Annotated in this window: 25 protein-coding genes, 1 tRNA gene and 1 pseudogene; 12 read left to right on the plus strand and 15 right to left on the minus strand. The window is 60.5% G+C overall.

Translation table 11 applies throughout. From position 1 onward, the window contains the following. Positions 1-101: 101 nt before the first annotated feature. From CS919_RS09590 to CS919_RS09615, 6 genes are all read right to left on the minus strand, one after another. Positions 102-1,712 (minus strand): serine/threonine-protein kinase, encoded by a 1,611-nt coding sequence (locus tag CS919_RS09590; RefSeq protein ID WP_099299270.1) that lies wholly within the window; start codon positions 1,710-1,712, stop codon positions 102-104. After that, entirely contained in the window at positions 1,709-3,157 is a 1,449-nt protein-coding gene (locus CS919_RS09595; protein WP_099299271.1) for a peptidoglycan D,D-transpeptidase FtsI family protein, read from the minus strand. Before CS919_RS09595 ends, CS919_RS09590 begins: the two co-directional genes overlap by 4 nt. Further along, positions 3,154-4,533, minus strand: a complete 1,380-nt coding sequence (locus tag CS919_RS09600; protein ID WP_099299272.1) for an FtsW/RodA/SpoVE family cell cycle protein — start codon at positions 4,531-4,533, stop codon at positions 3,154-3,156. Before CS919_RS09600 ends, CS919_RS09595 begins: the two co-directional genes overlap by 4 nt. A 3-nt stretch (positions 4,534-4,536) precedes the next feature. Beyond that, the gene (locus tag CS919_RS09605) at positions 4,537-6,135 is read right to left on the minus strand and encodes a PP2C family protein-serine/threonine phosphatase (protein WP_099299273.1); all 1,599 of its coding nucleotides are present in this window, start codon (positions 6,133-6,135) and stop codon (positions 4,537-4,539) included. A gap of 60 nt (positions 6,136-6,195) precedes the next feature. Beyond that, the gene (locus tag CS919_RS09610) at positions 6,196-6,699 is read right to left on the minus strand and encodes an FHA domain-containing protein FhaB/FipA (protein WP_099299274.1); all 504 of its coding nucleotides are present in this window, start codon (positions 6,697-6,699) and stop codon (positions 6,196-6,198) included. 80 nt (positions 6,700-6,779) lie between these two features. After that, entirely contained in the window at positions 6,780-8,072 is a 1,293-nt protein-coding gene (locus tag CS919_RS09615) for an FHA domain-containing protein (protein ID WP_099299275.1), read from the minus strand. Positions 8,073-8,537: 465 nt separating this feature from the next. On the opposite strand from CS919_RS09615, the gene CS919_RS09620 reads away from it, so the two are divergent. The 4 genes from CS919_RS09620 to CS919_RS10895 all read left to right on the plus strand — a co-directional run bounded on the left by CS919_RS09620 (position 8,538) and on the right by CS919_RS10895 (position 12,054). After that, positions 8,538-8,620, plus strand: a tRNA-Leu gene (locus CS919_RS09620). 694 nt (positions 8,621-9,314) lie between these two features. Then, complete coding sequence (locus tag CS919_RS09625; RefSeq protein ID WP_143341788.1) at positions 9,315-9,653, plus strand: hypothetical protein; 339 nt, start codon at positions 9,315-9,317, stop codon at positions 9,651-9,653. A 397-nt stretch (positions 9,654-10,050) separates the two neighbouring features. Beyond that, positions 10,051-11,226 carry an MBL fold metallo-hydrolase gene (locus CS919_RS09630; RefSeq protein ID WP_159460974.1) on the plus strand — a complete coding sequence of 392 codons (1,176 nt, stop codon included), beginning with the start codon at positions 10,051-10,053 and terminating at the stop codon, positions 11,224-11,226. 51 nt (positions 11,227-11,277) lie between these two features. Then, positions 11,278-12,054, plus strand: coding sequence for a DoxX family protein (locus CS919_RS10895; protein WP_234990899.1), 777 nt, complete (start codon positions 11,278-11,280; stop codon positions 12,052-12,054). Here the strand turns inward: CS919_RS10895 and CS919_RS10900 are convergent, their stop codons facing one another. From CS919_RS10900 to CS919_RS09645, 3 genes are all read right to left on the minus strand, one after another. Next, complete coding sequence (locus CS919_RS10900) at positions 12,055-12,387, minus strand: hypothetical protein (RefSeq protein ID WP_234990900.1); 333 nt, start codon at positions 12,385-12,387, stop codon at positions 12,055-12,057. It abuts the gene before it with no gap. Positions 12,388-12,407: 20 nt separating this feature from the next. Further along, positions 12,408-12,950 (minus strand): hypothetical protein, encoded by a 543-nt coding sequence (locus tag CS919_RS10905; protein ID WP_234990901.1) that lies wholly within the window; start codon positions 12,948-12,950, stop codon positions 12,408-12,410. A gap of 159 nt (positions 12,951-13,109) precedes the next feature. Further along, a complete protein-coding gene (locus tag CS919_RS09645) occupies positions 13,110-13,631 on the minus strand; it encodes a DUF1707 SHOCT-like domain-containing protein (RefSeq protein ID WP_099299278.1) in 522 nt (173 codons plus the stop codon). Between the two features lie 248 nt (positions 13,632-13,879). On the opposite strand from CS919_RS09645, the gene CS919_RS09650 reads away from it, so the two are divergent. Further along, positions 13,880-14,221: a transglycosylase family protein gene (locus CS919_RS09650; protein WP_099299279.1), complete on the plus strand. Its 342-nt coding sequence runs from the start codon at positions 13,880-13,882 to the stop codon at positions 14,219-14,221. Between the two features lie 155 nt (positions 14,222-14,376). After that, complete coding sequence (locus CS919_RS09655; protein WP_099299280.1) at positions 14,377-15,009, plus strand: hypothetical protein; 633 nt, start codon at positions 14,377-14,379, stop codon at positions 15,007-15,009. A gap of 76 nt (positions 15,010-15,085) precedes the next feature. Here the strand turns inward: CS919_RS09655 and CS919_RS09660 are convergent, their stop codons facing one another. Beyond that, positions 15,086-15,784, minus strand: a complete 699-nt coding sequence (locus tag CS919_RS09660) for a PaaI family thioesterase (RefSeq protein ID WP_200818374.1) — start codon at positions 15,782-15,784, stop codon at positions 15,086-15,088. A gap of 145 nt (positions 15,785-15,929) precedes the next feature. On the opposite strand from CS919_RS09660, the gene CS919_RS09665 reads away from it, so the two are divergent. From CS919_RS09665 to CS919_RS09675, 3 genes and pseudogenes are all read left to right on the plus strand, one after another. Next, positions 15,930-16,799 (plus strand): alpha/beta hydrolase family protein, encoded by an 870-nt coding sequence (locus tag CS919_RS09665; RefSeq protein ID WP_099299282.1) that lies wholly within the window; start codon positions 15,930-15,932, stop codon positions 16,797-16,799. Between the two features lie 11 nt (positions 16,800-16,810). After that, positions 16,811-18,163 carry a glycosyltransferase 87 family protein gene (locus CS919_RS09670; RefSeq protein WP_099299283.1) on the plus strand — a complete coding sequence of 451 codons (1,353 nt, stop codon included), beginning with the start codon at positions 16,811-16,813 and terminating at the stop codon, positions 18,161-18,163. A gap of 248 nt (positions 18,164-18,411) precedes the next feature. Further along, a pseudogene (locus CS919_RS09675) lies at positions 18,412-19,038 on the plus strand (HNH endonuclease family protein); the annotation flags it as partial. A 132-nt stretch (positions 19,039-19,170) separates the two neighbouring features. Here CS919_RS09675 and CS919_RS09685 read toward each other — a convergent pair. Together CS919_RS09685 and CS919_RS09690 are read right to left on the minus strand one after the other, a co-directional pair. Continuing rightward, the gene (locus CS919_RS09685) at positions 19,171-19,764 is read right to left on the minus strand and encodes a DNA-3-methyladenine glycosylase (RefSeq protein WP_099299285.1); all 594 of its coding nucleotides are present in this window, start codon (positions 19,762-19,764) and stop codon (positions 19,171-19,173) included. A 3-nt stretch (positions 19,765-19,767) separates the two neighbouring features. After that, positions 19,768-20,781, minus strand: coding sequence for a DMT family transporter (locus tag CS919_RS09690; RefSeq protein ID WP_099299286.1), 1,014 nt, complete (start codon positions 20,779-20,781; stop codon positions 19,768-19,770). A 179-nt stretch (positions 20,782-20,960) separates the two neighbouring features. Here CS919_RS09690 and CS919_RS09695 point away from each other — a divergent pair, with 179 nt between their 5' ends. Both CS919_RS09695 and CS919_RS09700 read left to right on the plus strand, forming a co-directional pair. Further along, the gene (locus CS919_RS09695) at positions 20,961-22,133 is read left to right on the plus strand and encodes a cystathionine gamma-synthase (RefSeq protein ID WP_099299287.1); all 1,173 of its coding nucleotides are present in this window, start codon (positions 20,961-20,963) and stop codon (positions 22,131-22,133) included. 24 nt (positions 22,134-22,157) lie between these two features. Further along, positions 22,158-22,727 carry a GNAT family N-acetyltransferase gene (locus tag CS919_RS09700; RefSeq protein ID WP_099299288.1) on the plus strand — a complete coding sequence of 190 codons (570 nt, stop codon included), beginning with the start codon at positions 22,158-22,160 and terminating at the stop codon, positions 22,725-22,727. Positions 22,728-22,730: 3 nt separating this feature from the next. Here the strand turns inward: CS919_RS09700 and CS919_RS09705 are convergent, their stop codons facing one another. Next, positions 22,731-23,501, minus strand: coding sequence for a hypothetical protein (locus CS919_RS09705; protein WP_099299289.1), 771 nt, complete (start codon positions 23,499-23,501; stop codon positions 22,731-22,733). Positions 23,502-23,529: 28 nt separating this feature from the next. Beyond that, positions 23,530-24,642 carry a hypothetical protein gene (locus tag CS919_RS09710; RefSeq protein WP_099299290.1) on the minus strand — a complete coding sequence of 371 codons (1,113 nt, stop codon included), beginning with the start codon at positions 24,640-24,642 and terminating at the stop codon, positions 23,530-23,532. 243 nt (positions 24,643-24,885) lie between these two features. On the opposite strand from CS919_RS09710, the gene CS919_RS09715 reads away from it, so the two are divergent. Continuing rightward, positions 24,886-25,659 (plus strand): SDR family oxidoreductase, encoded by a 774-nt coding sequence (locus tag CS919_RS09715; RefSeq protein WP_099299291.1) that lies wholly within the window; start codon positions 24,886-24,888, stop codon positions 25,657-25,659. 6 nt (positions 25,660-25,665) lie between these two features. Here CS919_RS09715 and CS919_RS09720 read toward each other — a convergent pair whose 3' ends face one another. Next, on the minus strand, positions 25,666-25,983 hold the full coding sequence (locus CS919_RS09720) for a YbjQ family protein (RefSeq protein ID WP_099299292.1): 318 nt from the start codon (positions 25,981-25,983) through the stop codon (positions 25,666-25,668). Between the last annotated feature and the right edge of the window lie 34 nt (positions 25,984-26,017).

The raw sequence follows: 26,017 nt of genomic DNA on the forward strand, positions 1-26,017 counted from the left end.
CGTAGTTCTGGAATCGATGGTCAGGGAAATCGTCGCCATGCTTTGTTTGAAGCGCATGGGGTGGAAATATGTACTGCTGTTAAAGGATAGTAAATGTAGGACTATACCTGTGGAACCTGTGTCGATTCCACAGTCGATTCGCCCTCTGCCGTTCCTTCGCCGACGGTGGTTTCGGTCCCGCTGAGGCCATTGATCAGATCTTCCAGTCCGCTGTCATCAGCGCCGGTTTCATTACCATTCCCATTGCCGTTAGAGGCACCGTTGCTATTCCCGTTTCCGTCGTCATTTCCATTGGTGGACTGCGTGGAATTGGAATTGCCCGAGTTTCCCGAGTTCCCAGAGTTTCCTGGTGTGGAGGTGGAACTGGAGGACGAAGACTCTGGTTCGGTGGTGGTTTCCGTGGTGGTACTGGTGGTGCTCGACGGAGGCTCGTAGGTGTTCTGGGTTTCTGGATCCTGTGTGGGCGTCGATTCGGATGTCACCTCGTTGGTCACGGTCAACGTTTCCGGATTCGGTGCTGGCTGATCGCTGTTAGATAGCAACAGGTAAGCAATAACGCCCAATGCCGCCAGCGCTACCGCGCCCAAGGCAATCAGTGGCCCAGCACCGTTGGAATTCTTCTTCCACGCAGGTTGCGAGTTCGCGCCAGCAGGCCGGGAACTAGTTCGTGCGACGGTAGCGCCGGCTCGCGGAGCTCCCGCACCGGCCACCCCAGCCGCACCGGCGGCCGGCTTCACCGGCCCCTGCCGCGGAGGCACCGCCGTGCCGGAACCGGTGGCCACCTGACCCAGCTGCTCCGTGAACGGCTGAGAATCCACGTCCAAAGGCGGAACGGAATTAGGTTGTGGAGGACGCTGACCGTCCGCCACACACTGGATTGCCGCTGCGAGTTCCGCGCCGTCCGCATAGCGGGAGCGAGGATCCTTGCGCAGGCAGATCCCCACCAGCTCTCGGATAGGAGCGGGGATTTCTGCCGGAAGCGGAGGAGGGGCGTCGGAAATGTGCTTGATGGCCACGCTGACCGTGGACTCACCAATGAACGGCCGGGAACCAGACAACATCTCGTAGGCCACCACGCCCAACGAGTAGATGTCCGAGGACGCCTCCACCTGGGAACCCTGCGCCTGCTCCGGGGAGACATACTGGGCGGTGCCCACCACCATGCCCGTCTGGGTCAGCGGCACCGCGGCGGCGGCCTTGGCAATGCCGAAATCTGTGACCTTGACCAGCCCATCCGGCGTGATCAACAGATTACCCGGCTTGATATCGCGGTGGATCAAATGATGCTGGTGGATGGTGCTCAGACCCAGTGCCACCTGCGCCATCACGTCCAGCGCTAGTCGCGCCGGGAGCATGCGCTCGCGGGAGAGCACGTCCGAAAGCGATTCGCCCTGTACGTACTCCATCACCATGAAGCAGAAAGTGGTGCCGCTGTCAGGGTCCTCGACCTCGGCGTAATCGTAGGTCTCCACTACGTTGTCCGAGCGGAACTTCTCCGAGGTCTCCGCCTCATTGCGGAAGCGGGAGCGGAACTCCGGGCTGTCGGTGTACTCGGGCTTGAGTACCTTGATGGCCACGTCGTGCTCGTCGCGGCTATCCAACGCCAGCCAGACGGTGGACATGCCACCGCGGCCGATGATCCAGCTGAGCTTGTAGCGTTGTCCGATCAGCCGCTGGACTCTATCGATGTCTGTGCGGTCTGGCTGGCTCATTTCTGCTCCTGCTCCGCTGCGTGGATGACTGCGCGGCCGATGGGCGCTGCCACGGATCCGCCGGTGGCATCCTGTCCCGCGTTACCGCCGTTTTCCACCAGCACCGCCACGGCCACATCTGCTTCGGTGGAGAAGGCGATGTACCAGGCGTGCGGGTTGGAGTTGCGGGAATCCTCGCCGTGCTCGGCGGTGCCCGTCTTGGAGGCGATCGTGGCCTCGCCGCCAGCGTGCTGCTCGGCTTCCTTCATCAGGTCCGTCAGCTGCTCGGCGATGTTTTGGTCCACCGCACGTCCGGCTTGGTTGGGCTTGATCGTGCGCAGGGTTTCCAGGTCGGATCCGGTGATTTTGCTGATCAGGTGCGGCTCCATGCGTACACCACCGTTAGCCACGGTGGCGGCGATCGCGGCGTTTTGCAGTGGGGTCAGTGCCACGTCGCGCTGGCCGATGGCGGACTGTGCCAAGGCAGCATCGTCAGGGATCTCACCCAAGCGGGATGGGGTGACGGGCAGGCCGAGGTCGTCGAGTCCCTCGCCCACGCCGAAGGCCTTGGCCGTATCGCGGAAGGCATCGGCGCCGTGGCGGGTGGACAGGTCCACGAACGCGGTGTTGCAGGACCGACGGAACGCCTCGCGCAACGTCACTTGTCCGCCACCGCCACACACCGTGCCGTTGTAATTTTCCAGCGTGGTGTTGGTGTTCGGCAGAGTGACCTCGCTGGAGCCGTCCACCATCGTGTCCGCGCTATCGCCAGCTTCCAGCGCTGCAGCGGTGGTGATCACCTTGAACGTGGATCCCGGGGGCTGGGTCTGCTGCGTGGCGCGGTTGATCAGCGGCGAATTCGGATCATTGGAGTAGCTTTCGAAAGCTGCCTGGGCGGCATCGGCGTCTGGCTGCACGATCTGCGACGGGTCATAACCCGGAGTGGATGCCATCGCGAGAACCTCACCCGTGGATGGGCGCAGTGCCACCACGGAACCGGAGTAGCCGTTGGAGGCCAGCTGATCGTAGGCAGTCTGCTGGACGTTGGGCTGCAGCGTCAGTTCCACGTTGGCGCCGGCGGGCTTCTTGCCGGTGAGTTGGTCCCAAATCTTGGTCGCGAACATAGACTCATCGTCGCCGGTCAGGATACTGTTCTGGCTGGCTTCGATGCCGGCAGCGCCGTAGCGATCGGACAAGTAGCCGGTGACGGCGCCGTAGGCGTTCGTGGTTTCTGGGTAGGTGCGGTAATAGAGGCCGTCGTCGTCGGCTTCAGATTCGGCCAGCACCTGACCACCGGCGGTGATCTGCCCGCGCTCCACGGACTTGGCTTCCAAGAATTGGCGCGAGTTCAGCGCGTTATGCGCCAGGGATTCCGTCTGGAAGGCCTGGATGAACATGAGGTTGGCCACCAGGATGATCACCAGGATGAAGGAGAACGTGGTCACTCCACGGATTGCCTTGTTCATGCCTGGTCTCCTTCGCCTTCAGCGGGTGCTGGTTGTTTTCTTTTCGATGCCAGCGCCGCCGCCTTCGAGCCCCTCGCCCCATCCGCGCTGACCTCCATGGCCGCGCGGGCGGAGTGGGAAATACGCAGCAGGATTGCCAGGAGGATGTAGTTCGCCAACAGGGAAGAACCGCCGTGGGCGAGGAACGGTGTGGTCAGGCCGGTCATCGGCAGCAGGCGGGAGACACCTCCGGTGACCACGAACACCTGAATGATCAAGGTCAGGGATAGCCCCGCGGCCACGAGCTTGCCGTAGCTATCGCGGGTGAGCATGGCGGTCTTGAAGCCACGGGAGGCCAAGATCAAGTAGAAAACCAGTACGGCTGCCAGGCCGATCAGGCCCAGCTCCTCGCCGATGGCGGCCAGGATGAAGTCCGAGTGGGCCACGGGCACGAGGTACGGGTAGCCCTCGCCGAGGCCGGTGCCGGTCACGCCACCGTAGGACATGCCGAACAGTGCTTGGGAGAGCTGGAAGCCGTTGACATCGTAGTTGCCCACAGGATCCACGAAGTTGGCCACGCGGTCCTGGATCTTAGAGGAGACCTGGTAAACACCCACGGCGCCAATGACGGCCAGACCCAGTCCGATGACCAGCCAGGAGGCGCGTCCCGTGGCGATGTAGAGCATGCCCAGCACGGTGCCGAACAGCAACAGCGCGGGGCCGAAGTCATTCTGGAAGGCCATGATCAGCAGCGCCAAGCCCCACACGAGGAAGATGGGTCCCAGATCGCGCAGGCGAGGAAACTGCAGGCCTAAAAAGCTCCTGCCCGCCACGGAGAACAGCTTGCGCTTGTTCATCAGCAACGCTGCGAAGAACAACAGCAGCAGGATCTTGGCGAACTCACCCGGCTGGATGGAGAATGGGCCAATGCTGATCCACACTGCGGCATCTGAGTTTGTTGCGCTAGGCCAGACGATAGGCAGCGCGGTCAGGATAAGCCCGGCTAGACCCAGCACGTAGGAATAGTTCTCCAAGTTGCGGTGATCCCGCAGAAACACCAGGGTGCCGATCAGCAGGCCCACGCCGATGACGGTCCACATGATCTGCGAATTTGCCAGGGTGAGGCCGGAATCCAGATCCAAGCGGTAGATCATCACCAGACCAATGCCATTGACCAATGCGGCCAAGGGCAGCATGATCTGGTCCGCGTCCGGGGCCACGATGGAAATCGCGATGTGGGCGATCAGGAAGATGCCGATGAACCCGCCGATCAGCAGGAACACGCTTCCAGTGAGCTCGTTGCCCTGGGAAATCTCCAGCGAGATCAAGGCGACCATCACTACCAGCGCAGCCAGCACCAGCAGTGCGGCCTCTGTCTTTCTCCGTAGCAGAGCCATTGTCTACTTCACCTCCCGGCAGGAAACCCCCGGAGTGGTCAGATCTTCCGGAGCAGCCGAGTGCGTGGACTGGCTAGTAGAGGTATCGGTGGCGCGAGCCGTGGTGTTTGGAGCGGACGTTTCCGATTCGCTCGTGTTCCGGTCACTATTCGCTTCCGATTCCGACGTTGCTTCGGCCGAACCGCTGGCGGATGGGGAGCTGGTCTTGGAGCTATCAGAACTGTTGGATGCAGCAGGGCTACGCGTCACGCAGACCGGCAAGGTCTGCTCGGAGAGGCGCTGCACCTGCTGCACCACCGCGTCATAGTTATCTTCCGGCAGGCTCTCCAGCGCGCCGCGAGCCGCGGGAGTCAGATCTGTGGTGGCAAAGCGGTGACAGTTGTCCGTGGAGCCCTCATCCAGCAACAGCAAAGTGGAATTCTCTGTCAGGCAGACATCCTGAAAATGGCTGGACAGCTGGATTCCTAGGACCGGTTCCGGCAGCCCGCGGTTGATGACGATCCGCGAGTCTTGCTCGGCGACGTAGTAGGTGTTCTGGACCTTCTTGTACCCCAGAAACCCGGCGGCACCCACCAGCGCGAGGATGACTAACACCGCCCCCAGCGCAGCCCACAGCTTCTTGGAACGAGGCTTCTTCTGTGGGCGAGCTGCAGTGGGCTCTTCCTTGTGTGCTGCTGTGTCTGCGGCGGCAGGAGCGCTAGGAGCGGACTGTGAATTTGTGGTCCGCAGGTTGGAAAGTGCCGCCGCGCGAGACGCAGGAGAATCCGGCCGGTCTTCGTCCGCAGCCTCGCCACCAACTGCGCCGACGAGCACGGGAGAACTCGGTAGTTTGATCTTCGAATCCACGGGAGCATCCGAGTTGGCGTCGAAATCAACTACATCGGCAACCACCACGGTGACGTTGTCCGGCCCACCGCCACGCAGCGCCATCTCCACCAACTTGCGAGCGGCCTGAGCAGGCGGGAAAGCGCGCAGGATCTCGACCATCGTGTCGAAACTCACGGGATCGGATAGGCCATCGGAGCACAGCATGTAGCGATCGCCCGGCTGGGCTTCCAAAATGCTCAGCGTCGGCTCCACCGGCCGGCCCGTCAACGCCTTGAGGATCAGGGAGCGCTGCGGGTGGCTGGAAACGTCCGCGGGATTCAGTTTGCCCTGCTCCACGAGGGATTGGACGAACGTGTCATCCGTGGTGATCTGCTCCAGCTCGCCATCGCGCAGGCGGTAGCCGCGGGAATCGCCCACGTGGCACAAACCAATTTCATTGCCGCGGAACAACAGGGAGGTCAACGTGCAGCCCATGCCCGCGAGCGTGGGGTTCTCCTGGACGTGCATCGCAATGTTCTGGTTACCCTCGTCCATGGCCGTGGCCAGGAGGGTTTCCAAACGCTCGGAGTGCTCTGGATCCTCAATCAGCGGGGAATCCAGCGGCTTGAGGGCATCAATCATGAACGTGCTGGCCACCTCACCAGCAGCGTGCCCACCCATGCCATCGGCCAGCGCCAGCAGGCGCGGACCGGCGTACGCGGAATCCTCGTTGTTACCGCGGACCAGACCCCGGTCAGAGCAAGCCGCGTAATTCAGCGTCAATTGTGGGCTCATGCGGGGATCCTTAGTGGGGACTCGGGGATGAGGTGGTGAGTGTACACCAGAGACATTCGCCTAACCTTCCATCCGGACCAGGGTCTGTCCAACGCGAACTTCCTGACCAGCGGAAAGTTTTTCCGGCTGGTCGATGCGCTGTGAACCGATGAACGTGCCGTTGCGGGAATCCAGATCCTCCAGGAACCACTCCGGACCGCGCTTGATCAGGCGTGCATGACGGCCGGAAGCGAAGTCATCCTCCAAAACCAGCGTGGCGCTCTGGGAGCGACCAATGGTGACCTCGTTGTATCCCTGCAGCTCCAGGTGGGTGCCCATCAGCGGGCCGGACACCAGAGTCAGGGCCGTGGGCGCCTTGGTGCGCTTAAAAGGAGCAAAGCCGCGGGAGCCCTGGGAAGGCTCGCTACCCTGGACAAACGGTGCCGCAGCCACAACCGGAGCGGCAGCCTGCAGACCGGACGCGCGGTCAGCATCAGAACGCAAGGCGCGCAGGGTCATCCAAATGAAGAACCACAGCAGCACCAGGAGGCCGATCTTGGCCACTAGAAGCAGTGTGGTCTGCACGGTACTCAACTCCTCGCGAAGGGATTTTAGATAGTTACCGTGAACAGCCTAGTAGACGAGCGAGACAAGAGGGAGTGCCCTTAGCGGAATTGGACCTCAATTTCGGAATGCCCCATGACAATGAGGTCCCCATCCGCCAGCAACCAGTTTTCAATGGGGGTGTCATTCACTGAGGTGCCGTTGGTGGATTGCAGGTCCGTGAGCACGGCATCGTATCCATCCCAGGAGATCTCCGCGTGCTGGCGAGATACGCCCGTGTCCGGGATGCGCAAGTCCACGCCGTTGCCGCGCCCGATCACATTGGAGCCTTCGCGCAGCACGTGCCGACGGTCCGAGCCATCGCGCAGGATCAACGTAACCTCCGCGTGCGTTTCGTTGCGGTCGCTGGAGGCGCCGGTGCGTGGATCTTCCTTGTAAACGTTGTGCGCGAGGACTTCCGTGCCCGGGTAGCTGGTGGGCTGTGCGGGCGGGTTGGTGAGTGGATCGGTGGCGTAGGCGCTCTCACCGGGGTGCTGGTCTGCCCCCTTTTCTTCCGACGCCAACTCTGCGCCCTCTGCGCTATGAGCCTGGGAAGCCGCTGGGTTATCCCACACGTAGTTGGAGCTTGGAGCGGGCTTGACGATGTCCGAGAGCTCCGGTGATGCGGAGCTTGCTGCTGCTGAAGCTGCGCCGGCGGCGGCTGCTGTTGCTCCTGCGGCGTCGGCACCTGCCGTGCCTGCTGCTTCGGCGTGGACCTGGCGGTCGCGCTCCTGCTGCTCATCGTGAGCGGACTTCAGGGAATCGTAGCTTTGCTGGTTGCGCTCAGAGCTATCGTGCGGCTGGTCATAACCAGCGCCGTGGTAACCCTCGCTGGAGGGCGCGGAGTTTGCGTCGTCCCAATTCTCCCCGGACTCATCACTACGGTGAGTTTCCCACTCATCGCGGCGATCCTGCTCGCGGCTGGAATCCGGGCGGGACTCGGAACGAGCTTCTGAACGGGACTCAGAACGAGGCGGTGCGTTGAACATCGAATCGGCCTTCAGCTGGCCGGAATGCATGCCCTCGCGGGGCTGAATGATCACCTGAACTGGGGAATTGGTGCGCCATCCGGAATTGCGGATGAAGCGCTGGAGGCGATCGGAGAGATCGTCCTCCACATCGCTGTGCTTCTCATTGAGCGAATCGAAATCGCGCTGAGAGATGTTGACAACAAAGTGGCACGGCGCCCAACGGTTGCCGTCCGGGTCCATCATCACGGAGTTCTCGACTTGCTGCTTGAGAGTTTCGTCGATCTCTGCGGGGACTACCTCGCCGCCGAATACGCGCGCGAAGCCGTTATCCAGGCCGCGCTGAAGCGAACTGTCCAGCTTCCTAAATTTGCCAAAGAGGTCCATGTGGGGACTTCCTTTCGTTCTCGGTGCAGCCAACTGTCAGCATCACGTTTGGGCTGGTATCGGGCTATTTTTCCCAAGGTTGAGGTTCCAAGGCCATTGCGAGCTTGGGCAAGGCGGGGCTTGCAAAAAGCTGCGATCCGGCTGCACGGTTACTGCATAGGATACTCAAGAACTCTCAAAAACCTTAGTGAAGGTCGATTCAGGAAGCGTAACGGACGGCGCGTTCCAGACGTTTGATATTCGGAATTTTGGGATGCGGCGGGGAGTGTGCCGGTGTTCGCTGGGCGACTAGCACTGGGGGTGAGGCGGTATTCGTTGGGGTTTCGCTGTGTCGGATTCGGCAAGGAATCTGGCGAAGAACTAGTAAGCGGTGTGTCCAGGATACTGCAGCGCACGGCACGTTTTTGTTAGTTTCTGAACCCGGTGCTATAGTTTTTCCTTGTCGCTCACGCGATGAAACCACTCGGGCGAGTGGCGGAATGGCAGACGCGCTGGCTTCAGGTGCCAGTGTCCTTCGGGACGTGGGGGTTCAAGTCCCCCTTCGCCCACAGAAGAGCTTCAGAAGCTGAGGTTCACAAGCAGACCGGCGGTCTCTCACTCATAAGGTGCGGGCCGCCGGTTTTCACTGGGTGGTGGTGGGTTGTCATTGCTAACAGTTCCGACGTGGCCTCGCTTCGGCGGTACCAATGCCCCTGGTGCTGTTATTCCGTTGCGCCGTTGAACTGTTCATAGTTCTGTACCAAAACTCGATTCAGTTAGTCACGTGCGCCACATTCTCTTGCGGAAATAGAACGCGCCCGTTGAGTTTTGGTACTTAAGTTTGGCGGGGGTGAGCTTGGCGTCGGGAAATAAAGAAAACAAAAAACGAAACATTGAGCAGAGCGCACTAAAACGCTCCCTGCGCACGCCAAAACCGGCGCTCCCCCCAGCGCCATCAAAAGCCGCAAGACTTTAAAGTATGTGTCCCCGTTCCCAACCCTCATTCAACGGCTGATTCCCAGCGCGGCGGTAATAATCAATAACCTGTTCAGCCGTTTTACGGGCCGTAGTACCAATTGTGAGTCGTACGGGGCGGGTTCCCTGTAGGACGAGCGAATTGAACGCTCCTGCCGATCCGCCAATCGGTGCCATATGCCAAGACTTGAGGCGCTTGGCGGCCTTCGCGCTCGGCACGTTTTGCAAGAGCTTCTGCGAGAAACATGACGTACAGCTTAGCGATTTTCGGCTGATGTGCTTGCGGCGGTGGCAATTCCTGCTGTGTGGATGTGGCTGGTCTGTTCCGTGGCGCATGCTGGGCAATTTGGCCCGGGGCACATCATCGGGGCGGGTCTATCGGGCATCGCCGGAATGTACTTGTTGGTGTGGTGGGGGCTTAAGCGGATTGAGTCTTGGCTGGTAGTGGCTTTGATCTCAGGGTTCTATTCAGCACTGGGGGTTGGCGTTTGTTTTGGTCTGTACGGATCATCGACAGATATCACCGGACTCTGGGGCGTTGGCATGATCTATGTTGCGATGTTCTCGCTGGCTGCAAGCTTTTTGGTTGCGTTCACGATCGTGACGATCCGGAAGTCCAATAGCTAAATACTTCCAGGAGCCGAGATTCTGCTTAGGGCGCCGCTGGGGCCAAGCCTCCAGGATCAGATTCACAATCTTTCCCCAACGTGTTTCGGCACTTTGCATTTCCCCAGGTGAATGTGACGGGTGGGAATTGGCGCGACCAGTTGGGGAAGAATTGTGAATCTGGTCGAGTGAACCGACCCGCGCGACCCGAATCGCGTACCGATCCACGTGCCGCGCAACCCGACCCGAGCCGCGTGCCGCACGAGCCGATCCGCCAAAGCATGAACCGAGCCGAGCCGCGAACTGTGCCGGGTGGCCGCGCGAACCAACCCGCCACAGCACGAGGCGAACCGACCCACCGACCTCCATGCCGCCGCCCACAGTGAACCGCCGCAGGTCATCGCTACAGTGGACAACTGTGTGTACACCGCTGTTTCCGGATCAATATCAGGCCGCGCTCGGCGAGCGCCTGCCTGAACCTGTCCGCATCCCCCTCGATCAGTTCGATGAGTTTGCCGAATCCGAGGAGCCTAACCAGATCACCCACAAGAACCGCGAATTGTGGGTCCGATCAGTACCGATGCCAGGTGGCGAAGGCCCTCAGTACGTGTATTCCATGGTCTTCATCACCGAGCACGGCGTTACGGTGGTTGACCCCGGATGGCCGGATCGCGATGATTTTCGTGCAAGCATCGCCCAACCCCTCAACGATTTCCTCATCCAACGTGGGCGCAGCATTCAGGACATCAAGGCAGTTATCGCCACCCATGCGCACCCCGATCACCTGGGTGCCGCCGGTCCGCTAGCGCAGCTCGCGAACGCCAAGCTCGTGATGAGCTCCCGCGAATGGACATCCGTCGAGCAGGCGCGCGGTGATCGGCCCGCCAACCCAGACAGATTCGCGCTGACGGAGGAAAGCATCGGCGCGCCCGCAGGCGCCCTTGACCTGGACAAACTCCCCGGCGCCAAGGAGACCAAAGGTGCTAAAGACGCCAACACTTCCACCACCCGTGACCGCTGGTTCTTCCCAAAGCAGCGCCCCGATGTCTTGCTCGAAGACGGCGACCGCCTGGATCAGCTCGACATCCCAGAGCTCAGCGACCTGCCTTGGGAGGTCGTCATCACGCCCGGGCACACCGACGGCCACATGTGCTTGATCGACCGCGCGCAGAAAATCCTCATCGCCGCTGATCAGATCATCCCCACGATCTTCCCCGGAATTGGCCTGTCTGTGGCACCCGCGCCGGGCAATCCTATTGAGCAGTACTTGGACTCTCTTGTGCGCATCAGCGAATTCGACGATTATCGCGTCCTGTCCGGCCACGGCTACTGCTTCACTGATCTCCCCGCCCGCATCGAGGAAACTGCCCAGCACGTGCTGCGGCGCGCTCGCGAAGTGCAGAACATTCTCTCGCAGAATGAAAAGGGGGAAGCTGTGAGCGTGTGGAGTATGGCGTCGAAAATGACATGGTCGGCGGGGTGGGATGGCATGGTGAAGTCGCCGCGGCTGCTCTCCGGGCTGCGGCAGACGATGATGTACCGCGACCTGGTGCAGCGGGTGGGGCTGGACAAGTGGGAGCGGCTTTTCGCGTGATGCCGGAGCGTGCAAAATTCGCGCGCGGTGGATCGCCGGTAGTCTGGCGGCATGACTGCACTTAGGGATATTTCACTGTTGGTTGCGCGCGTCATTCTCGGCGTGGTGCTTATTGCGCATGGTTGGCAAAAATACAATGACTGGACCGTGGAGGGCACCGGCCAGAACTTCGACAAGATGGGTGTGCCCAGCCCGGAGCTGGCTGCGCAGTTCGCGACCTACTTTGAGATCGCGGGCGGCGCACTGCTGATCATCGGTCTGCTGGTGCGGCTGGTCGGCCCGATTCTGTTCGTGGAGATGGCTGCGGCGGCGTGGTTCGCGCACCGCGACGGCGGCATCTTCGTGGCCGACGGTGGCTGGGAACTGGTTGCCGTGATCGGCGCTGCGGGTCTGGCGTTGGCAGGCGCGGGTGCTGGCCGTATCTCCTTGGATTACCTGTTGGCGACCCCTTTTCGTCGACGCAAGGAGTCCAAGCTGGCAAAGAAGAATGCCGAGGCTCACGGTTATGTCGATCCGGCGTCCGGTACGGGGAATTCTGCATATGCAGGAGCTGGCAACGGTGCGGTCGCCGGAACGGGCGCGGCAGCGGGAGCTGGCAACGGAGCCATGGGCAACAATCACGTGGCGCATGGCAAAAACACCGGCAGCTTCGGCGCGGCGACGGATCGCAACTTTGCCCAAGAGGATTACAGCGATGCTAAGACCACCGCGTTTGAGCGTCCTCAGACCGGGAACTCCGATGGCCACGGCATCGCCAACAATGCTGCTCACAAGGTAGATCCCAATGCCCCCACCACGCAGTGGCCAGGCGATACCCGTAAGAAGTAGTTAGCCCTTCACCCCGTTGAGCTCATTCGACGTTTCCGGCAGCTCCACTGTCTTCACCACCTTGCCCGTGGCGATATCCACCTTGTGGATCTTGTTCGTCGCGGGTTCTGTCACGTAGGCGTACTTGTCTTGGACGAAGAGGGTCGGGCGGGGGTCTTGCCAGGTCTCGGATTCTTTCCACTCCTTGGCCACGGGGTATTCGCCGGTTATTTCACCGGAGGTTGGGTCGAGTTTGCGCAGCGTGCCGTCGGTGCCCAGCACCAGCGCCTCACCTTCTGGCCCGCGGCCTAATGACCGGAAGCTGTAGGAGGCCTTCACGTCCACCACGTGCATGGTCGAGGTCTTCGTATCGGTCAGCGTGACGCGAGGGGGGCGTCCAACTCCTGGATAGATCCGTCACCGTCACCGAAAATGAGCGTGCGCTTGCCTTCATTCACCACGTGACCTGGCTTGGTCGCGGAATAGACGGTGTCTGTCAGCAGCGGTTCGGTGGTGTAGCTGTGGGTGTGGTCGCCATGTGGTTCGGTCCAGGAGCTGGCGTCGAAAACACGAAATCCTTCCTTCGTGGAGTCAAGCAGACTGCGGCCATCGCCCAAGGGGTTGAGGCGGTTGAAGCCGTCGAGTTTCGAGTCATCGAGGACTTCGAGGGTTTTGGCGTCGAGGGTCAGCAGGCCGCCGTCGTAGGTGGTGACTAGGCGCGGGGTGGGTCCTGCGGCTTCGGATGGTGGGGTTTGTGTTTTTTGTTCCGACGCCACTTCTGCGCTTCCGGTGTTACTTTCACCTGCGGAATTGCTGTTGTTGGGGTCCGTGGAGCAGGCGGTCAGGGTCAGACCGGTGGCCGCGAGTGCTGCTATGAGGCGGATTGGGGTGCGCGATGGGCGCGAGGTCAAGGTCATGAGGTTATCTCCCTTAGTGACATCAATGTTCAATTAGAAAGGGAGAATAGTGCAATGAACCCCCGTATTGAATACAGATTCCAATACGAGGGTGATGGGGAAGAGTTGGTGAGAACAGTCAGAGAAGTCCGGCAAGAGCAACTGAGCAGCGATGGCGCGCTACTGGCCGAGTTCCCTCTTGCGTTCGTAGGCCTGCTGGATGCGCTTCTGGCGCTCTGCCTTGTGCTTTTCCTCCAGCTCTTCGTAGATTTCTTCTTCTGAATCGTCGAGGCCGATGATTTCGCGAGCGACCCATGAACCAATGGCGGCGACTGGGAACACGATCCACCATTTATCAGTGATTTCCGTGAAGATGCCCACGAACATGATGATGATCGCGATACCCCACAGGGCAGCGTCAATCGTGTTGACCAGCTTCCCCTTACGGCGAACTTCTTGGAGCTCATGCTCGGCCTCGAGGGGAGAAACGTCCTGGGCCGACTGTGATTCTGGCGCTGTTGCGGCAGGCAAGTCTGCGATCAGCGCATCAAGTTCAGATTTGTACATGGCCTGGGCAGCTTGGCCTGTCCGATCTTCAAACTCCTGGACGTTTAAATAGCCACTAGCAAAGCGCTCTGAGAGTAGATCGATGGCGCGGGAGCGCTCAGGGTCGCCGATGCGCATTTCCGGAGTGTTTTCCATGGCCGCAAGCTCCCTTTCTAAAAATTTTAGGAATATAACGATTTTATCAAGTTGTAACCGTCGTGCGCTGGGGAAACGAACGTCGGAAAGGCCGAAAAGGCCAGCTAAATGAGGGTTCTGAAGCGCAAATTGGCTTGACAGGGCGCGGGGGAGCTCCCGTAGTTTGGCTCGCCATGGGTCGCCGAGGACCTTCCCGGCAGTGCCCCGCACGTTCAATGCGAAATTATTCGAAGGAGTGCACAACACTCATGCAGAACAAGACCGCAAAGACAGTACGTAACCTTTTCGTCGGATCTGGCATCGCAGCTGGACTCGCTTTGGCCGCAGCCCCACAGGCAGGCGCGGCGACGGTCGCGCAGTGGGATCAGGTGGCCGCTTGTGAGTCCGGTGGAGACTGGTCCATCAACACGGGCAACGGCTACTACGGCGGTTTGCAGTTCTCCCAGCAGACGTGGGACGGCTTTGGCGGCCAGCAGTATGCGCCATCCGCTGACCAGGCAACCAAGGAACAGCAAATTGCCGTTGCCGAGCAAGTTCTGGCACAGCAGGGCCCAGGTGCATGGCCTAACTGCGGCGGCCCACTCGGGTAAATCCGCCCGCTATTGCCACGAATGACAGGCTTTCTGCCTGCAGTTTGTGGCCAGTGGGGCTCATGGGATTACCACAACTTTCTCCAACCATGCTTGGCTAATCTGTAGCATCGGTACGTAAAGCGCGAGAAAATCGCACACGAAAGGAAACTCTCATGAGCAACCCACACAACTACAACGATGACCAAACGCGACAGTTCCGGCCATCTCAGGACGGGTACTCAGACCAGCGCGGCTACCCGCAGGACGGCTACGGCGGTTATCCCCAAGACAATCACGCACAGGGACATCAACAGGCTCCGCCTCAGCAAGCTGCTTATCAGCAGCAAGGTGATCCGGACTGGGGCAAGAACCAGAAGTCTGGCCTCATCGCAGGCCGTTTCGATGCCACCAAGGTCATCGTCAACCTGATCGTCCTCGGTGTGCTCGCGGCAGCAGTGACCTTCGCGGCTGTGTTTGTGGTGGATCTACTGCTGAGCCAGTTCACCGGAGTGAGCTCCGGCGGCGTGGGCACGGCGATTGTCACTGGTGTCATCGCTGGCATCGTCGGTGTTCTCGCTGGTCTGCTGTACATCCCCGTGGTGGGCACCGGCAATGAGCACCTCTATGGCCTCGCGGTGATTGCGCTGGCCGTGGTGGCCGCGATCGTGTGGGTGCTCCTCGGGGGATTGCTCGACGGCGACTGGCGCACGCTCATTACTCTCACCGGGATCATCGCCACGGCGATGACGGCCTACGCTTCCCGGCAGCGTATCGAGGCTGCCGACGTGCGCGGAGGACGCTACTAAGCGGCATCGTTTAGCACTAAAGCCCTTCACCTCAGATCCTGATTGCTGAGATGAAGGGCTTTTGCCATGTTTCCAACTAGCCCAGGTACTCCTCCGGAATATCCAGCGCTAGTAGATCCTCCCGCGTCCTATCGGACTTCTCCAGCACCTGCTGGCACACAAAGCGCATCTGATCCCGCGGATCAGGGATCCGGCGCTGTTCAGACATCAGCACCGTCAAAACATCCGGCCGGTCCTTGAATACGTGCCACACCAACGTGGTGGCGAGAGATTCTAGGACTAGGCCATTGGCGTGCTTTGCCTGTTGCGGGGCGTCGACACGCTTGCCGCCACCACGAGGGCGCGCGTGCAAAGACTGCTGCCCGATGCCTACCACGGATCCATCGCGGTTCTTAATCACGCAGGTATAAGGCACGTTGCAATAACCGTCCTCGGCAACAGTATCTCGGACCCACTTTTCTAGCTCGCGGGTGAACTCCACGTCCATATATGCGCCATTGCGGCCAGGGGCCAAGTACTGGAACGTGCCCGTGCGGGTCCACACCTCATAGTCCTTGCCCAACACGCGAGCGATGATGGTGCCGAAGAGGAAATCGGTCATCGCATACAGGGTTCCACCGAAGGCAGCGCCGTGCATATTCGCATTCCACGGCGCTAATTTCAGCTCCACGCGGGCGGCGCGCCAGTCCTGGCTAATGTCCATGATGCGCACGCCGGAACCAGCCAGCGGAGGCCAAGCGTTCATAGTGTGGCGTAGGCGGTCCGGCGATTGCATGGCCCATGCGGTGATGGTGGTTGGCAATCGGGCGATCGACTTCTGTGCGTCGCGCAGTGCAGCGCGGGGATTTTGAAGCAACTTCATTTGCACGAGTCTACCTTTTTGGCGGTGGCGTCGGATATAAAAATGTAACCTTGCGCCCATGGACACGGTAACCATCACCACGGACGACGGCCACCAACTGGTAGGCCAGTTGCTCCTCCCAGAGACAGACTCTGAAGATACGCGCGCGGCCGTGGTTCTCCACCCAGCAACGGGTGTTAACCAGCACCTCTACCGCAAGTTCGCTGAGCACCTCATCGTCCGCGGTTGGCCCACGCTCATCTACGATCTGCGTGGTTCCGGGCTCAGTGAGCAACCTGGCGATGCGAAGAACAAGGACATGAAGATGTCCGATTGGATTCTTCACGACGTCCCCTCGGCCACACGCTGGCTGCAGGAGCGCTACCCAGATCGGAAGATCCTTGCCGTGGGCCACTCGGTGGGCGCGCACGGCATGATCGCCACCCAGCGCGATACCCACGTGGACGCGATGGTGATGGTCGCTGCACACGCGGGCATCACCCGTCTGATCAGTACGTTTGCAGAGCGCCTGCGGATCGGCGCGGTGTTCAACGTGGTCACGCCGCTGACCTACCGCTTCCTGGGTTACGTGCCCGTGGAAAAGCTCGGCATAGGTAGATCCATCCCCGCCGGCGTCATGCATCAGTGGTCCGGGTGGTCGCGAAAGCGTGGCTATTTCTTTGACGACGACACCCTTGACCTCACCCAGCGCTTCCACCAAGCCACGGGTCCGCTGCTCTCGCTTGTCTTCACCGATGATCTCTGGGCCAATCGCGCCGCCGTGGACGTGCTGACGGACCAGGCCACACAAGCGCAGGTGGAAAAGGTGGACGTGCCCTGCGGAAAGTCCACGGAAAACGGCCCGGTGGGGCACATGGGCTTCTACCGTTCGGCAAATAGCGCGCTGTGGCCGATTGTCTCTGATTGGTTGGCAGCACAGCTGGACTAGAATCAGGACGCATGTCTCATACTCTGCAGCATGACTCTGCGGCGGACGCGCGCGTTCTGAACGATCCACAAATGTCCCCGCGCCTGCCACTGTTGGTTCAGCGGTTGGCGCCCGTGGTTTGGATCGTTGGCCTTATTTCCCTGGCCGTCAATATGTACCAGGGCTTCGATCACACCCAGCACTCATTCTTGCTGGATGTGGGCGTATTCCGCGACGCTGGGCGGGCTTTGCTGGATGGCAATCCGCTGTATTCCGATGACTTCCCCACCCGCAGTGGCTTCCGTTTCATCTACCCGCCGTTTGCTGCGTTGCTGTTCGCTCCGCTGGCGTGGTTGACCGAGGGTCTGATGGAGTGGCTGTGGACGCTGGGCACGTTTGCCGCGGTGTTCGGCGTGATTGCGATGGCTACCTACCGCGCAGGTCTGGGGCGTGGGGTGGATGCACCGGCATCTGTGCAGGAAAAGGCATCGATTCTGACTCGTGGCACGTGGTGGATGTGGGCGCTGGCTTTGACTGGTTGCGCCATTAGCTTGGAGCCGATCACCTCCCACGTGATGTACGGCCAGATCAACATTTTCCTGGTGCTGTTGGTGACCGCGGACGTCCTGGGCTTTATGCCGCGCAAGGTACATGGGCTGGGCATCGGTATCGCTGCGGGTATCAAGATCACCCCTGCCGCGTACGCGTTGATTTTCCTGGTGCGTAAGGACTGGTGGTCGCTGGCGCGTTCGGCTGGTTTCTTCCTGGTCACGGCGGTGATAGGCTTTGCAGTTCGCACTCAGGATTCTTGGTACTTCTGGACGGTTGAGTTCTTCAATCCGGATCGTGGCGGTGCGCCACCGTATGTCCGCAATCAGGCGCTGACCGGGTTGCTTTCCCGCGGTGGCATGAATGAGGATCTGGCGCACACCATCATGGGGCCCGGGTTCCTGGTATTCGCGGTGCTGAGCATCATTGGTGCTTGGAAGTTGGAAAAGGCTGGTCGCCCGGTGGATTCATTGCTGCTGGTGGTGCTGGGCATCGTGGTGGCTTCGCCATTGGCGGTGACGCACCACTGGGCTGGCGTGGTGTTGATGTTCGTGCTGCTTTTCCGCCCGTTGAACAAGTGGGTGTTTGGCGCGCTGGTGCTATCCATCGTGGCGCACTTCTTCGGGTGGTACACGATCTACGGTGACGATTACTACGAGGCCGTTGACCTGCAAGGATTAGTGTTCCCGGAGTACTTCCTGGCTAATGCGCAGGGCATCACTGGCGTGCTGTTGTTCTTCGCGTTGTTCTTCACTGCGCTCAAGACACCGTCCCAGGCTGGTCCGCGAGACGGCGCGCACAGCGGGCGTTCGATTAGTCCCACCACCAGCGCCTAGTTTGTCTCAGGCGCCGATAGAAATAAGGTATGCAGTTTTCTCGTGTTGTGATTGATCGTCTCCGCTGGGTGCGGGCAGGTGTGCTTGCCGGGCTGGTCGCGGTGAGTTGTGTCCTCGTGTCTGGTTGCTCGGCCGTGCTTGATGAGCTTGGATATTCGACGCCAAGCTCCATCACCACCCTGCCCAATTCCGAGCCCCAGCAGGAGGGCGGCCTAGAGGATCCGAATGCTTCTCCCTCGCCTAGCTCAGTGGATACCCCAGAACCTTCCCCCGCCCCGGTGGAAGAGGAGCTGGATGAGGGCGAGTTAGGCGTCGGGAATCAGGGCGATCACGCCACCGCGATGCGCAACCTCCTGGCCACCTTGGAGGTTAAGGGGAGGGCGCCGAAGACGGGCTACTCTCGCGACCAGTTTGGACAGCGGTGGAAAGACATCGACAGAAACGGCTGTGACCAGCGCAATGACGTGCTGCAGCGGGACCTGCACAACATTGATGCGCCGAAGGGGTGCAAGGTGCTCAGCGGTGTGCTGGAGGATCCGTACACCGGCACTACGATCAACTTCCTGCGCGGGCAGGACACCTCTGCGATGGTGCAGATTGATCACGTGGTGGCCATGGCTGATGCGTGGCAAAAGGGCGCCCAGCAGCTCTCGGCGGAGCGTCGCGAGCAGTTCGCCAATGATCCGCTGAACCTCCTGGCGGTGGATGGTCCAGCAAACCAGCAAAAGGGTGCGGGAGATGCGGCCACCTGGCTACCGGCGAACAAGGCGTTTCGGTGCCAGTACGTGAGCATTCAAATCCAGGTGAAGGCGGAGTATCAACTGTGGGTCACGCCCGCTGAGTACGATGCCATGGATCGGGAGTTAGGGCGCTGCTAGCAGCTCTGCGGATCTGACTCCCAGGAATGGCGGACTAGCTCCTCGAGGACGTTCATATCAATGTCCTCGAGCTTGTTCACGTACACGCATCCGGCGCCGCGTGAAAAACGCTTGTGCGCTTTGGCTGGTCTATCTCCGCGGGGTGGTGACCGTCTTATCCCCGGGGATCCAGAACCGCAGTGGCGCGTCCGCATTTTTGGTGATGCCAATGCGTGGACCCACTCGAAACTCGGGCACGCTGACACCCTCGTGGAGATAGAGGGCATTGTCCGAAACGGGCTGATCAAGATCAAAAGGCTCCTCCACCTGCCCCACCTCAAGCCCATTGAGGTTCAGGTCAAACCCCATCGTACTGCCGAGATTCCCTGGTCCGCGCGCGAGTGCTTCGTCAACAGGCTTTGTGCCCCTTCGCTCGCGCACCACGTCCATCCCTGCGAGCACCCGTGCGCCGCGCAGCAGCACTCCGCCTGCGGTGCCGTCTGGACTGCACACGAGGTTGCCCGCTCGGTGGATGCCGTAGCTGGCATACACGTATAGGTGGCTGGGTGGGCCGAACATGGTTGCGCACCGTGGGGTGAGACCTTTGTATGCGTGCGACGCCGGATCCGCCTCCCCCAGGTAGGCCTCCACCTCAGTGAGTTGCACGGCCACGGGTCCGTGGCGGAGCACCGCCCCGAGAAGCTGTGGGGCGACGATATCGGCTGGCTGATTGAAGTCGATCACTGACTAGCCCACCAGCCGAACCATCGCCACGCCCACCAGCATCACCAGCAGTCCGGCGATTTTGGCCTTGGTCACCGGCACGCGCGGCGCTCCCATCAGCCCAAAGCGATCCACCAGCAGGGAGCCCACCATCGTGCCCATCAGTGTGGCGATGACTGTCATCCCCGTGCCGATCTGAGCCACCAAGATGGCTTGAGTGGTGACAAAAATCGCGCCGATGAAGCCGCCAATCCACATCCACGGCGGGTTCTTTTCGCTCTGCGCATCCTTTTCATGTGAAGCCGGAAGACGCTTGACCTTCAGCGGTTGTCTGCCAACAATCACCAGCACGGCAAGCACTGCCACGCCCACCGCGAAGCTGACCGTCGCGGCACGCACGGGTGAGTTCAACAGCTGGCCGAGGTGAGAATTGATCGTCGCCTGTGCTGCAACGAAGCCGCCGATGCACACGCCGAGGAGTCTCCACAGCCACACCTCGGGCCCGCGCATGGCGTGTGATTCGGGCGAGTTTGGCGTCGTAATAGAAGACGAGGAAGTGGCGCGGCGTGGACGAACCACACCCACGGCGATGAGCACGCCCAGAATCACCAGCACAGCACCCAGAATGCGCGGTGCAGTGAGGGAAGATTGCGGAGCATGGAACAGGCCAAAGTGGTCGATGAGCAGGCCAGATATGATCTGCCCGGCGATCGGCAACACCACCGTCTGCAGCGCGCCGAGGCGCGGGAAGAGCAGGATATTTCCCAGGAGCATGGCCACGCCCGCCACACCGCCCAACCAGATCCACCATGGCGCAGAGCCGTAGTCCGGACCGGTGCCGCCGTGCAGGTCGATGATCCCGGGAAGTACCGCGCCCGTCGCCACCAAAGAAGCGACCGTCAGCAGGGTAAACCCGATGGAAAACGAGTAGAAGATGGCGGAAAGTGGGGCGCCGACGCTCAACTTCAGCCTGGTGTTCGCCGCAGTTTGGATGGGGAGAAGGCAACCGACGAGGATTCCGCACGCGACCAACAACATAGATCGAACTATAGTTCCCGCACTATGCGGGCGTAGAAGTGGTGGGTAGGGGGGCGCGTCGGCCAAAATGTCCTAAAAGTGGACAGCTTGGTCTATTCTGGGGCACGATACCTTGCAACCTTGCACTCGACGCGCACCATCGCTCGAGATGCACTCCGATACGCACCAAAGGAGCCGCCATGGCAACGGACAACTCTCAGGCGAACAACTCGGGCTTCGATACCGCAGCAATTCACGCGGGCTACGAGCCAGACCAGGCCATGGGATCCATCAACGTTCCCATCTACGCCTCCACCACGTTTGCGCAGAACGCTCCCAACGATCTGCGCGGAGGTTTCGAATACGGCCGTGTGGCCAACCCCACCGTCGCGAGCCTGGCCAAGACCATCGCTGCACTTGAGGGCGCGGAGTTCGGCAAGGTCTTCGCCTCCGGCATGGCCGCCACGGACATTATCTTGCGCGCGATCCTGCGCCCCGGCGATCACCTGATCATGGGCCACGATGCCTACGGTGGCACCTATCGCCTCATCGATTCCGTCTTTACCCAATGGGGTATCGAGTTCAGCGTGGTGGACACCACTAAGCCGCAGCAGGTGGCAGACGCACTGCGGGACAACACCAAGGTCGTCTGGTTGGAGACCCCCACCAATCCGCTGCTGGCCATTACTGATGTGGCCGAGGTGGCGCGCAAGATCAAGGGATCCGACGCCACACTCATCGTGGACAACACATTCTGCAGCCCCTACCTGCAGCGCCCCCTCGAGCTCGGCGCGGACGTGGTGGTGCACTCGACCACCAAGTACATCGGTGGGCATTCGGACGTGGTCGGCGGGGCAGTCGTGCACAACAGCGCCGAGTTGGATGAGGCGGTCGATTTCCTCCTCGGTGGTGCGGGGCCCATCGCCTCTCCTTTCGACGCCTACCTGAACGCACGTGGAGTCAAGACCCTGGGCGTGCGCATGGACCGGCATTGCCAGAACGCGCAGACCATCGCGGAGTTCCTAGAAGCACGCGAGGAAGTTGCCGAGGTGCTGTACCCAGGACTTGAATCGCACCCGGATCATGAGATCGCTGCACGTCAGGGCACGGGTAAGGGCTTCGGTGGAATGATCTCCGTGCGGATGGGCAGCGAGGACGCTGCGCTTAAGTTCTGTCAGTCCACGGAACTGTTCTGCCTGGCGGAATCCTTGGGTGGCGTGGAATCACTGCTGGAGCATCCTGCGACGATGACCCACCAGTCCGTGGCCGGCTCCCAGCTGGAGGTCCCTCGCGACTTGGTGCGACTGTCTGTGGGTATCGAAAATATTGAGGATCTGCTGGAGGATATTGAAGCTGCACTGAAGAAGCTGTAGCCATTTGCGGGTAACCTCGGGTACATGTCTGACAACACTGAAAACCAGTCCTCGTCTTATGATCCGAACCGCGTTACCCACATCCGCCCGGAGCGCCCGGCGGAAGTAGGGGTTATCAATGCTCTGGTGATGCAGGCCTTCGCCGATAATCCCGGTGGAGACGGACACCAGAGCTTCATGGTGGAAAAGCTCCGCGATGCAGGTCAGCTGACCTTTAGCTTCGTGTCCATCAACGAAGGTCGCCCAGTGGGACACGTCTCCGTGCTGCCCGTCACTGTCACCACCGATCAGGGCAAGACGGAAATCTCTGACGTCTATGCCATCGGCCCCGTGGCAGTTCTTCCTGATCTGCAGGATGCCGGCCAGGGCGCTGCGCTGGTCAACCACGCTGTGGGAGCACTGCACGGCCTCGGTGCCAAGGCAGTTGTGGCCTATGGTTACGAAGATTTCTTCTCCCGCTTCGGATTCACCCAGGCCGAAGGCCTCGAGTTCCCCGCCGGTGATTCCGCCAAGCTGCAGATCCTGAATCTTACCGAGGATGAACTGACCTCCGGCACGGTGACGTACCCAGAGGCATTCGAAGCTGCACTCTAAGCGTTAGTTGTAGCCCAGCTGGTCGAAAATCTGGGTCATCTGATACTCGCCACCTTGGACATATTCGATCCGCAGACTCACTGCCTGGCTCGGATTGGCGATGATCAGCGTCTGCATGCCTGACTCGTTGCCCACCATCGCGGCGAAGTTATCTGGAGTATCCGAAACGATGCTGTGATGCGCGCTGTCCTTGGCATCACTGACCACACTGTTGGTGTAGTTCGCGACATCCAGCACATCGATGGACTCTAACGCCCAAGCGGAATCTGCCGCTCCCGTGCAGTTCACACCGCGCAGGTAGTCGCCTGATTCCTCATCGTCGCCAGGCTGTTCCAGCGTGAACCCAGATTCCTCGCACTCCGCGAGCCACCCATCGAGGTTGACTGGCAGATTCTTGCGGAAGTAATCCGGCAGAGAGTCATCCGCCGCGTTGGTGCGTAGCTGCGCGCTGGGAAACTGCGGTGAATCGTCGCTGTTCGGCGCCAAGCCTTGCGTAGATTCCGAACTGCTTTCAGAGCTACCAGGGCTGGTATCGCCTTCGCTTTGGGCGACGATGGAGAAAACGAAAGCTCCCACATAAATCATCACCACGATCACCGCCAGAACGATGAACGTGATCAGCGCGGGAATGTTGGCCTTGTGCGCGGTACCGCCTGGTGGCAGGCCATATTGATTCTGCCGGGGATCGATGTTGGCGGGCTGTTGAGGGAAAGGCTGACCCTGCCCAGGGGGCGTGGAACCATGATGGTGATATCCGTGGGGATTGTGGTTCACTTGCGTACCTCCTGGGCGGGCAATCCGTTTAGTTGACGGAGTAGCCCAACTCATTGAGGACCTTCTTCATGGTGTCCTCGGTCATGTATTCCACTTCCAGGACTACACCCTTGTCTGGGTTGGAAATAATCAGCGTATCGGTGTTGTAATCGCCGTCCATCGCCACGAAGCTGGACGGTTCATCCTCGATGATTTGCTGGTACTCGGAAGACTTCGTCCGCTCCACCACGTTTGCGGCGTACTCGGCATCGTCGATGAAATCGATGCTGCGGAAAGCCCACTCGTGGTTCGTCGCACCCTTGCAGCTGTAGCCGTCCATATCGCGATCAGCGGACGAATCATCTTCGTACTGCAGGGTGAAGCTGACCTCTTCACATCCGTAAACCCAGTCCGAAACATCCTTTGGAAGATCGGTCTTGAACTTAGCGGGAAGGGAATCATCTGCTGATCCGTAGCCCTCGTAGCCGCTGTCGCTGGAGCTACTAGCGCTGGAATCGGAGGTCAGGCTGTCCTCCCAGTTGCCGGACTCCTCCGAGGATTCAGAAGAGGAAGAACTGGATTCGGAAGCGGAGGGGTCAGTGTTGTCGTCGTTACCAACGAACAGGAAGTACGCACCCACGATGAGGGCAATGACCAGGATCAGGGCGCCGATGATCAGGCCCACGCTCTTGCCGCTACCGCCGGAATTGTTGTTCATCGCGCCATACGGCTGGGCGCCACCGGGCTGGCCGTAGGGGTACTGGCCCTGCTGGCCAAAGTTCTGATTCTGTGGGCCTCCGAACTGTGGGTTCTGGCCGGGCTGGTTCGGTTGTCCGGGTTGGTTCGGCTGATTTGGGTAGCCTTGCGGGCCGCCAGCGAAACCCTGTTGGCCTGGCTGCCCGAAGTGTGGCTGACCTTGTTGTTGACCCGGCTGACCGAAACTGCCCTGGCCCGGCTGTGGTTGCTGAGGCTGGCCGTAACCTGCCTGCCCGTAACCCTGCTGACCCTGATCGCCCTGCCCATAGGACTGCTGGCCAGGATGCTGACCGGGCTGCTGCTGGCCGAAGCCGGACTGCGAGTTCTCGTTGCCCTGAGAACCGTTGCCATTGGCGGAGTTATCGCCATTGCCATTCGAGGTAGGACCGTATGGATTATCGGACATTACTTCTCCTTTATTGGGTGTCCATCAGGGCAGAATGTGCAGGGGAGACGACCAAGCCAGTGGAAACGTCACGGTCAGATTCACGGCACTGTGTGGCGCGCGTGAAAATAAAAATTGAAAAACTTATTGGTACCTAACGATATAGGCCGATTCTCAGGTTCGCTTTACAAAGTGCAAAACACCCCTCTGAAAGGGGAGCAAGGGGTGCCTCGTGGCCAGCGGAGGCACGTAGGATTGCGTGGCATGAGCGCACTGAAGAAGTACAAGTCCCTTTCCACGGACGGCCGTTTTGCCGTTGTCACCGGCGCGAGCGCAGGTATTGGTGCTGCTACCGCCGAGTTTCTAGCCGCGGACGGGTGGCACGTTGTACTTGCCGCGCGCCGGGAGGAGAAGTTGCGCGAGGTGGAGGCGCGCATCGCAGCGGATGGTGGGAAGTCCAGCGTTCTTGTTCTCGACGTCACCAATCAACAATCCATCGATGAATTTGCCCAGAACTTGGAAGAGGTCACCGCTGGGCGGGGTATTGATCTTCTGGTGAACAATGCAGGTGGCGCTCGTGGACTGGACTCGGTACTCGAGGCTGACCCGGCGGACTGGCGCTGGATGTATGAGTCCAACGTCATGGGCACCTTGCAGGTCACCCGCGCGCTATTCGGCCAGCTCAAGGACACGGATGCCCCACAGATCATCAATGTGGTGTCCATGGCGGGCCGCGCGGCCTACCGCGGCGGGGCAGGCTATAACGCGGCGAAGTTCGGCGAAACGGCACTGACTGACGTGATGCGTATGGAATTCGCTGAACACGGCGTGCGCGTGTGCCAGCTAGATCCGGGCCGAGTGGCCACGGATTTCTCGGTGAATCGGTTCAAGGGTGACGTCGAAAAGGCAAACAAGGTCTACGAAGACAACCTGAACCTGACCGCCGAGGACATGGCGGAAACGGTGCGCTGGTTGGCTTCGCGGCCACGCCACATGGACGTGGAGACGATCTTGATCAAGCCGCTTGACCAGGTGTGATGTTGGTTATTTGAGGGTGACGGCGGTGCCGGAGGCGGTGACCATGATCATGCCGCCCTGGCCGAGGGACTCGTAATCGATGTCCACGCCAACCACTCCGTGAGCGCCCAGCTCGATGGCGCGCTGGACCATTTCGCCGAGAGCCATCTCGCGGGCCTGCATGATCTCGCCCTCGTAGTTGCCGGAGCGGCCGCCGACGATGTTGCGGATGCCGGCGCCGATGTCCTTGAACATGTTGATGCCCACAACGGTCTCACCTGCAACGATGCGGATGTACTGATCGATGGTGTGGCCTTCGACGGTGTTGGTGGTGGTGACGATCATGGTGGTGGCCTTTCTGTGGTTGCTTGGAGTTCGG

The organism is Corynebacterium dentalis, assembly GCF_900232865.1.
In the GTDB taxonomy this organism is placed as follows: Bacteria; Actinomycetota; Actinomycetes; order Mycobacteriales; family Mycobacteriaceae; genus Corynebacterium; species Corynebacterium dentalis.

Bases quoted from the DNA above. Each gene is read 5' to 3' on its own strand.
- CS919_RS09650 (WP_099299279.1), top strand. From the start codon at position 13,880: ATGCAGAACAAGACCGCAAAGACAGTACGTAACCTTTTCGTCGGATCT.
- CS919_RS09660 (WP_200818374.1), bottom strand. From the start codon at position 15,784: ATGCAATCGCCGGACCGCCTACGCCACACTATGAACGCTTGGCCTCCG.
- CS919_RS10900 (WP_234990900.1), bottom strand. From the start codon at position 12,387: ATGCACGTGGTGGACGTGAAGGCCTCCTACAGCTTCCGGTCATTAGGC.
- CS919_RS09710 (WP_099299290.1), bottom strand. From the start codon at position 24,642: ATGTCCGATAATCCATACGGTCCTACCTCGAATGGCAATGGCGATAAC.
- CS919_RS09690 (WP_099299286.1), bottom strand. From the start codon at position 20,781: ATGTTGTTGGTCGCGTGCGGAATCCTCGTCGGTTGCCTTCTCCCCATC.
- CS919_RS09615 (WP_099299275.1), bottom strand. From the start codon at position 8,072: ATGGACCTCTTTGGCAAATTTAGGAAGCTGGACAGTTCGCTTCAGCGC.
- CS919_RS10905 (WP_234990901.1), bottom strand. From the start codon at position 12,950: ATGACCTTGACCTCGCGCCCATCGCGCACCCCAATCCGCCTCATAGCA.
- CS919_RS10895 (WP_234990899.1), top strand. From the start codon at position 11,278: ATGACTGCACTTAGGGATATTTCACTGTTGGTTGCGCGCGTCATTCTC.
- CS919_RS09700 (WP_099299288.1), top strand. From the start codon at position 22,158: ATGTCTGACAACACTGAAAACCAGTCCTCGTCTTATGATCCGAACCGC.
- CS919_RS09670 (WP_099299283.1), top strand. From the start codon at position 16,811: ATGTCTCATACTCTGCAGCATGACTCTGCGGCGGACGCGCGCGTTCTG.
- CS919_RS09600 (WP_099299272.1), bottom strand. From the start codon at position 4,533: ATGGCTCTGCTACGGAGAAAGACAGAGGCCGCACTGCTGGTGCTGGCT.
- CS919_RS09715 (WP_099299291.1), top strand. From the start codon at position 24,886: ATGAGCGCACTGAAGAAGTACAAGTCCCTTTCCACGGACGGCCGTTTT.
- CS919_RS09665 (WP_099299282.1), top strand. From the start codon at position 15,930: ATGGACACGGTAACCATCACCACGGACGACGGCCACCAACTGGTAGGC.
- CS919_RS09720 (WP_099299292.1), bottom strand. From the start codon at position 25,983: ATGATCGTCACCACCACCAACACCGTCGAAGGCCACACCATCGATCAG.
- CS919_RS09655 (WP_099299280.1), top strand. From the start codon at position 14,377: ATGAGCAACCCACACAACTACAACGATGACCAAACGCGACAGTTCCGG.
- CS919_RS09595 (WP_099299271.1), bottom strand. From the start codon at position 3,157: ATGAACAAGGCAATCCGTGGAGTGACCACGTTCTCCTTCATCCTGGTG.
- CS919_RS09645 (WP_099299278.1), bottom strand. From the start codon at position 13,631: ATGGAAAACACTCCGGAAATGCGCATCGGCGACCCTGAGCGCTCCCGC.
- CS919_RS09590 (WP_099299270.1), bottom strand. From the start codon at position 1,712: ATGAGCCAGCCAGACCGCACAGACATCGATAGAGTCCAGCGGCTGATC.
- CS919_RS09695 (WP_099299287.1), top strand. From the start codon at position 20,961: ATGGCAACGGACAACTCTCAGGCGAACAACTCGGGCTTCGATACCGCA.
- CS919_RS09605 (WP_099299273.1), bottom strand. From the start codon at position 6,135: ATGAGCCCACAATTGACGCTGAATTACGCGGCTTGCTCTGACCGGGGT.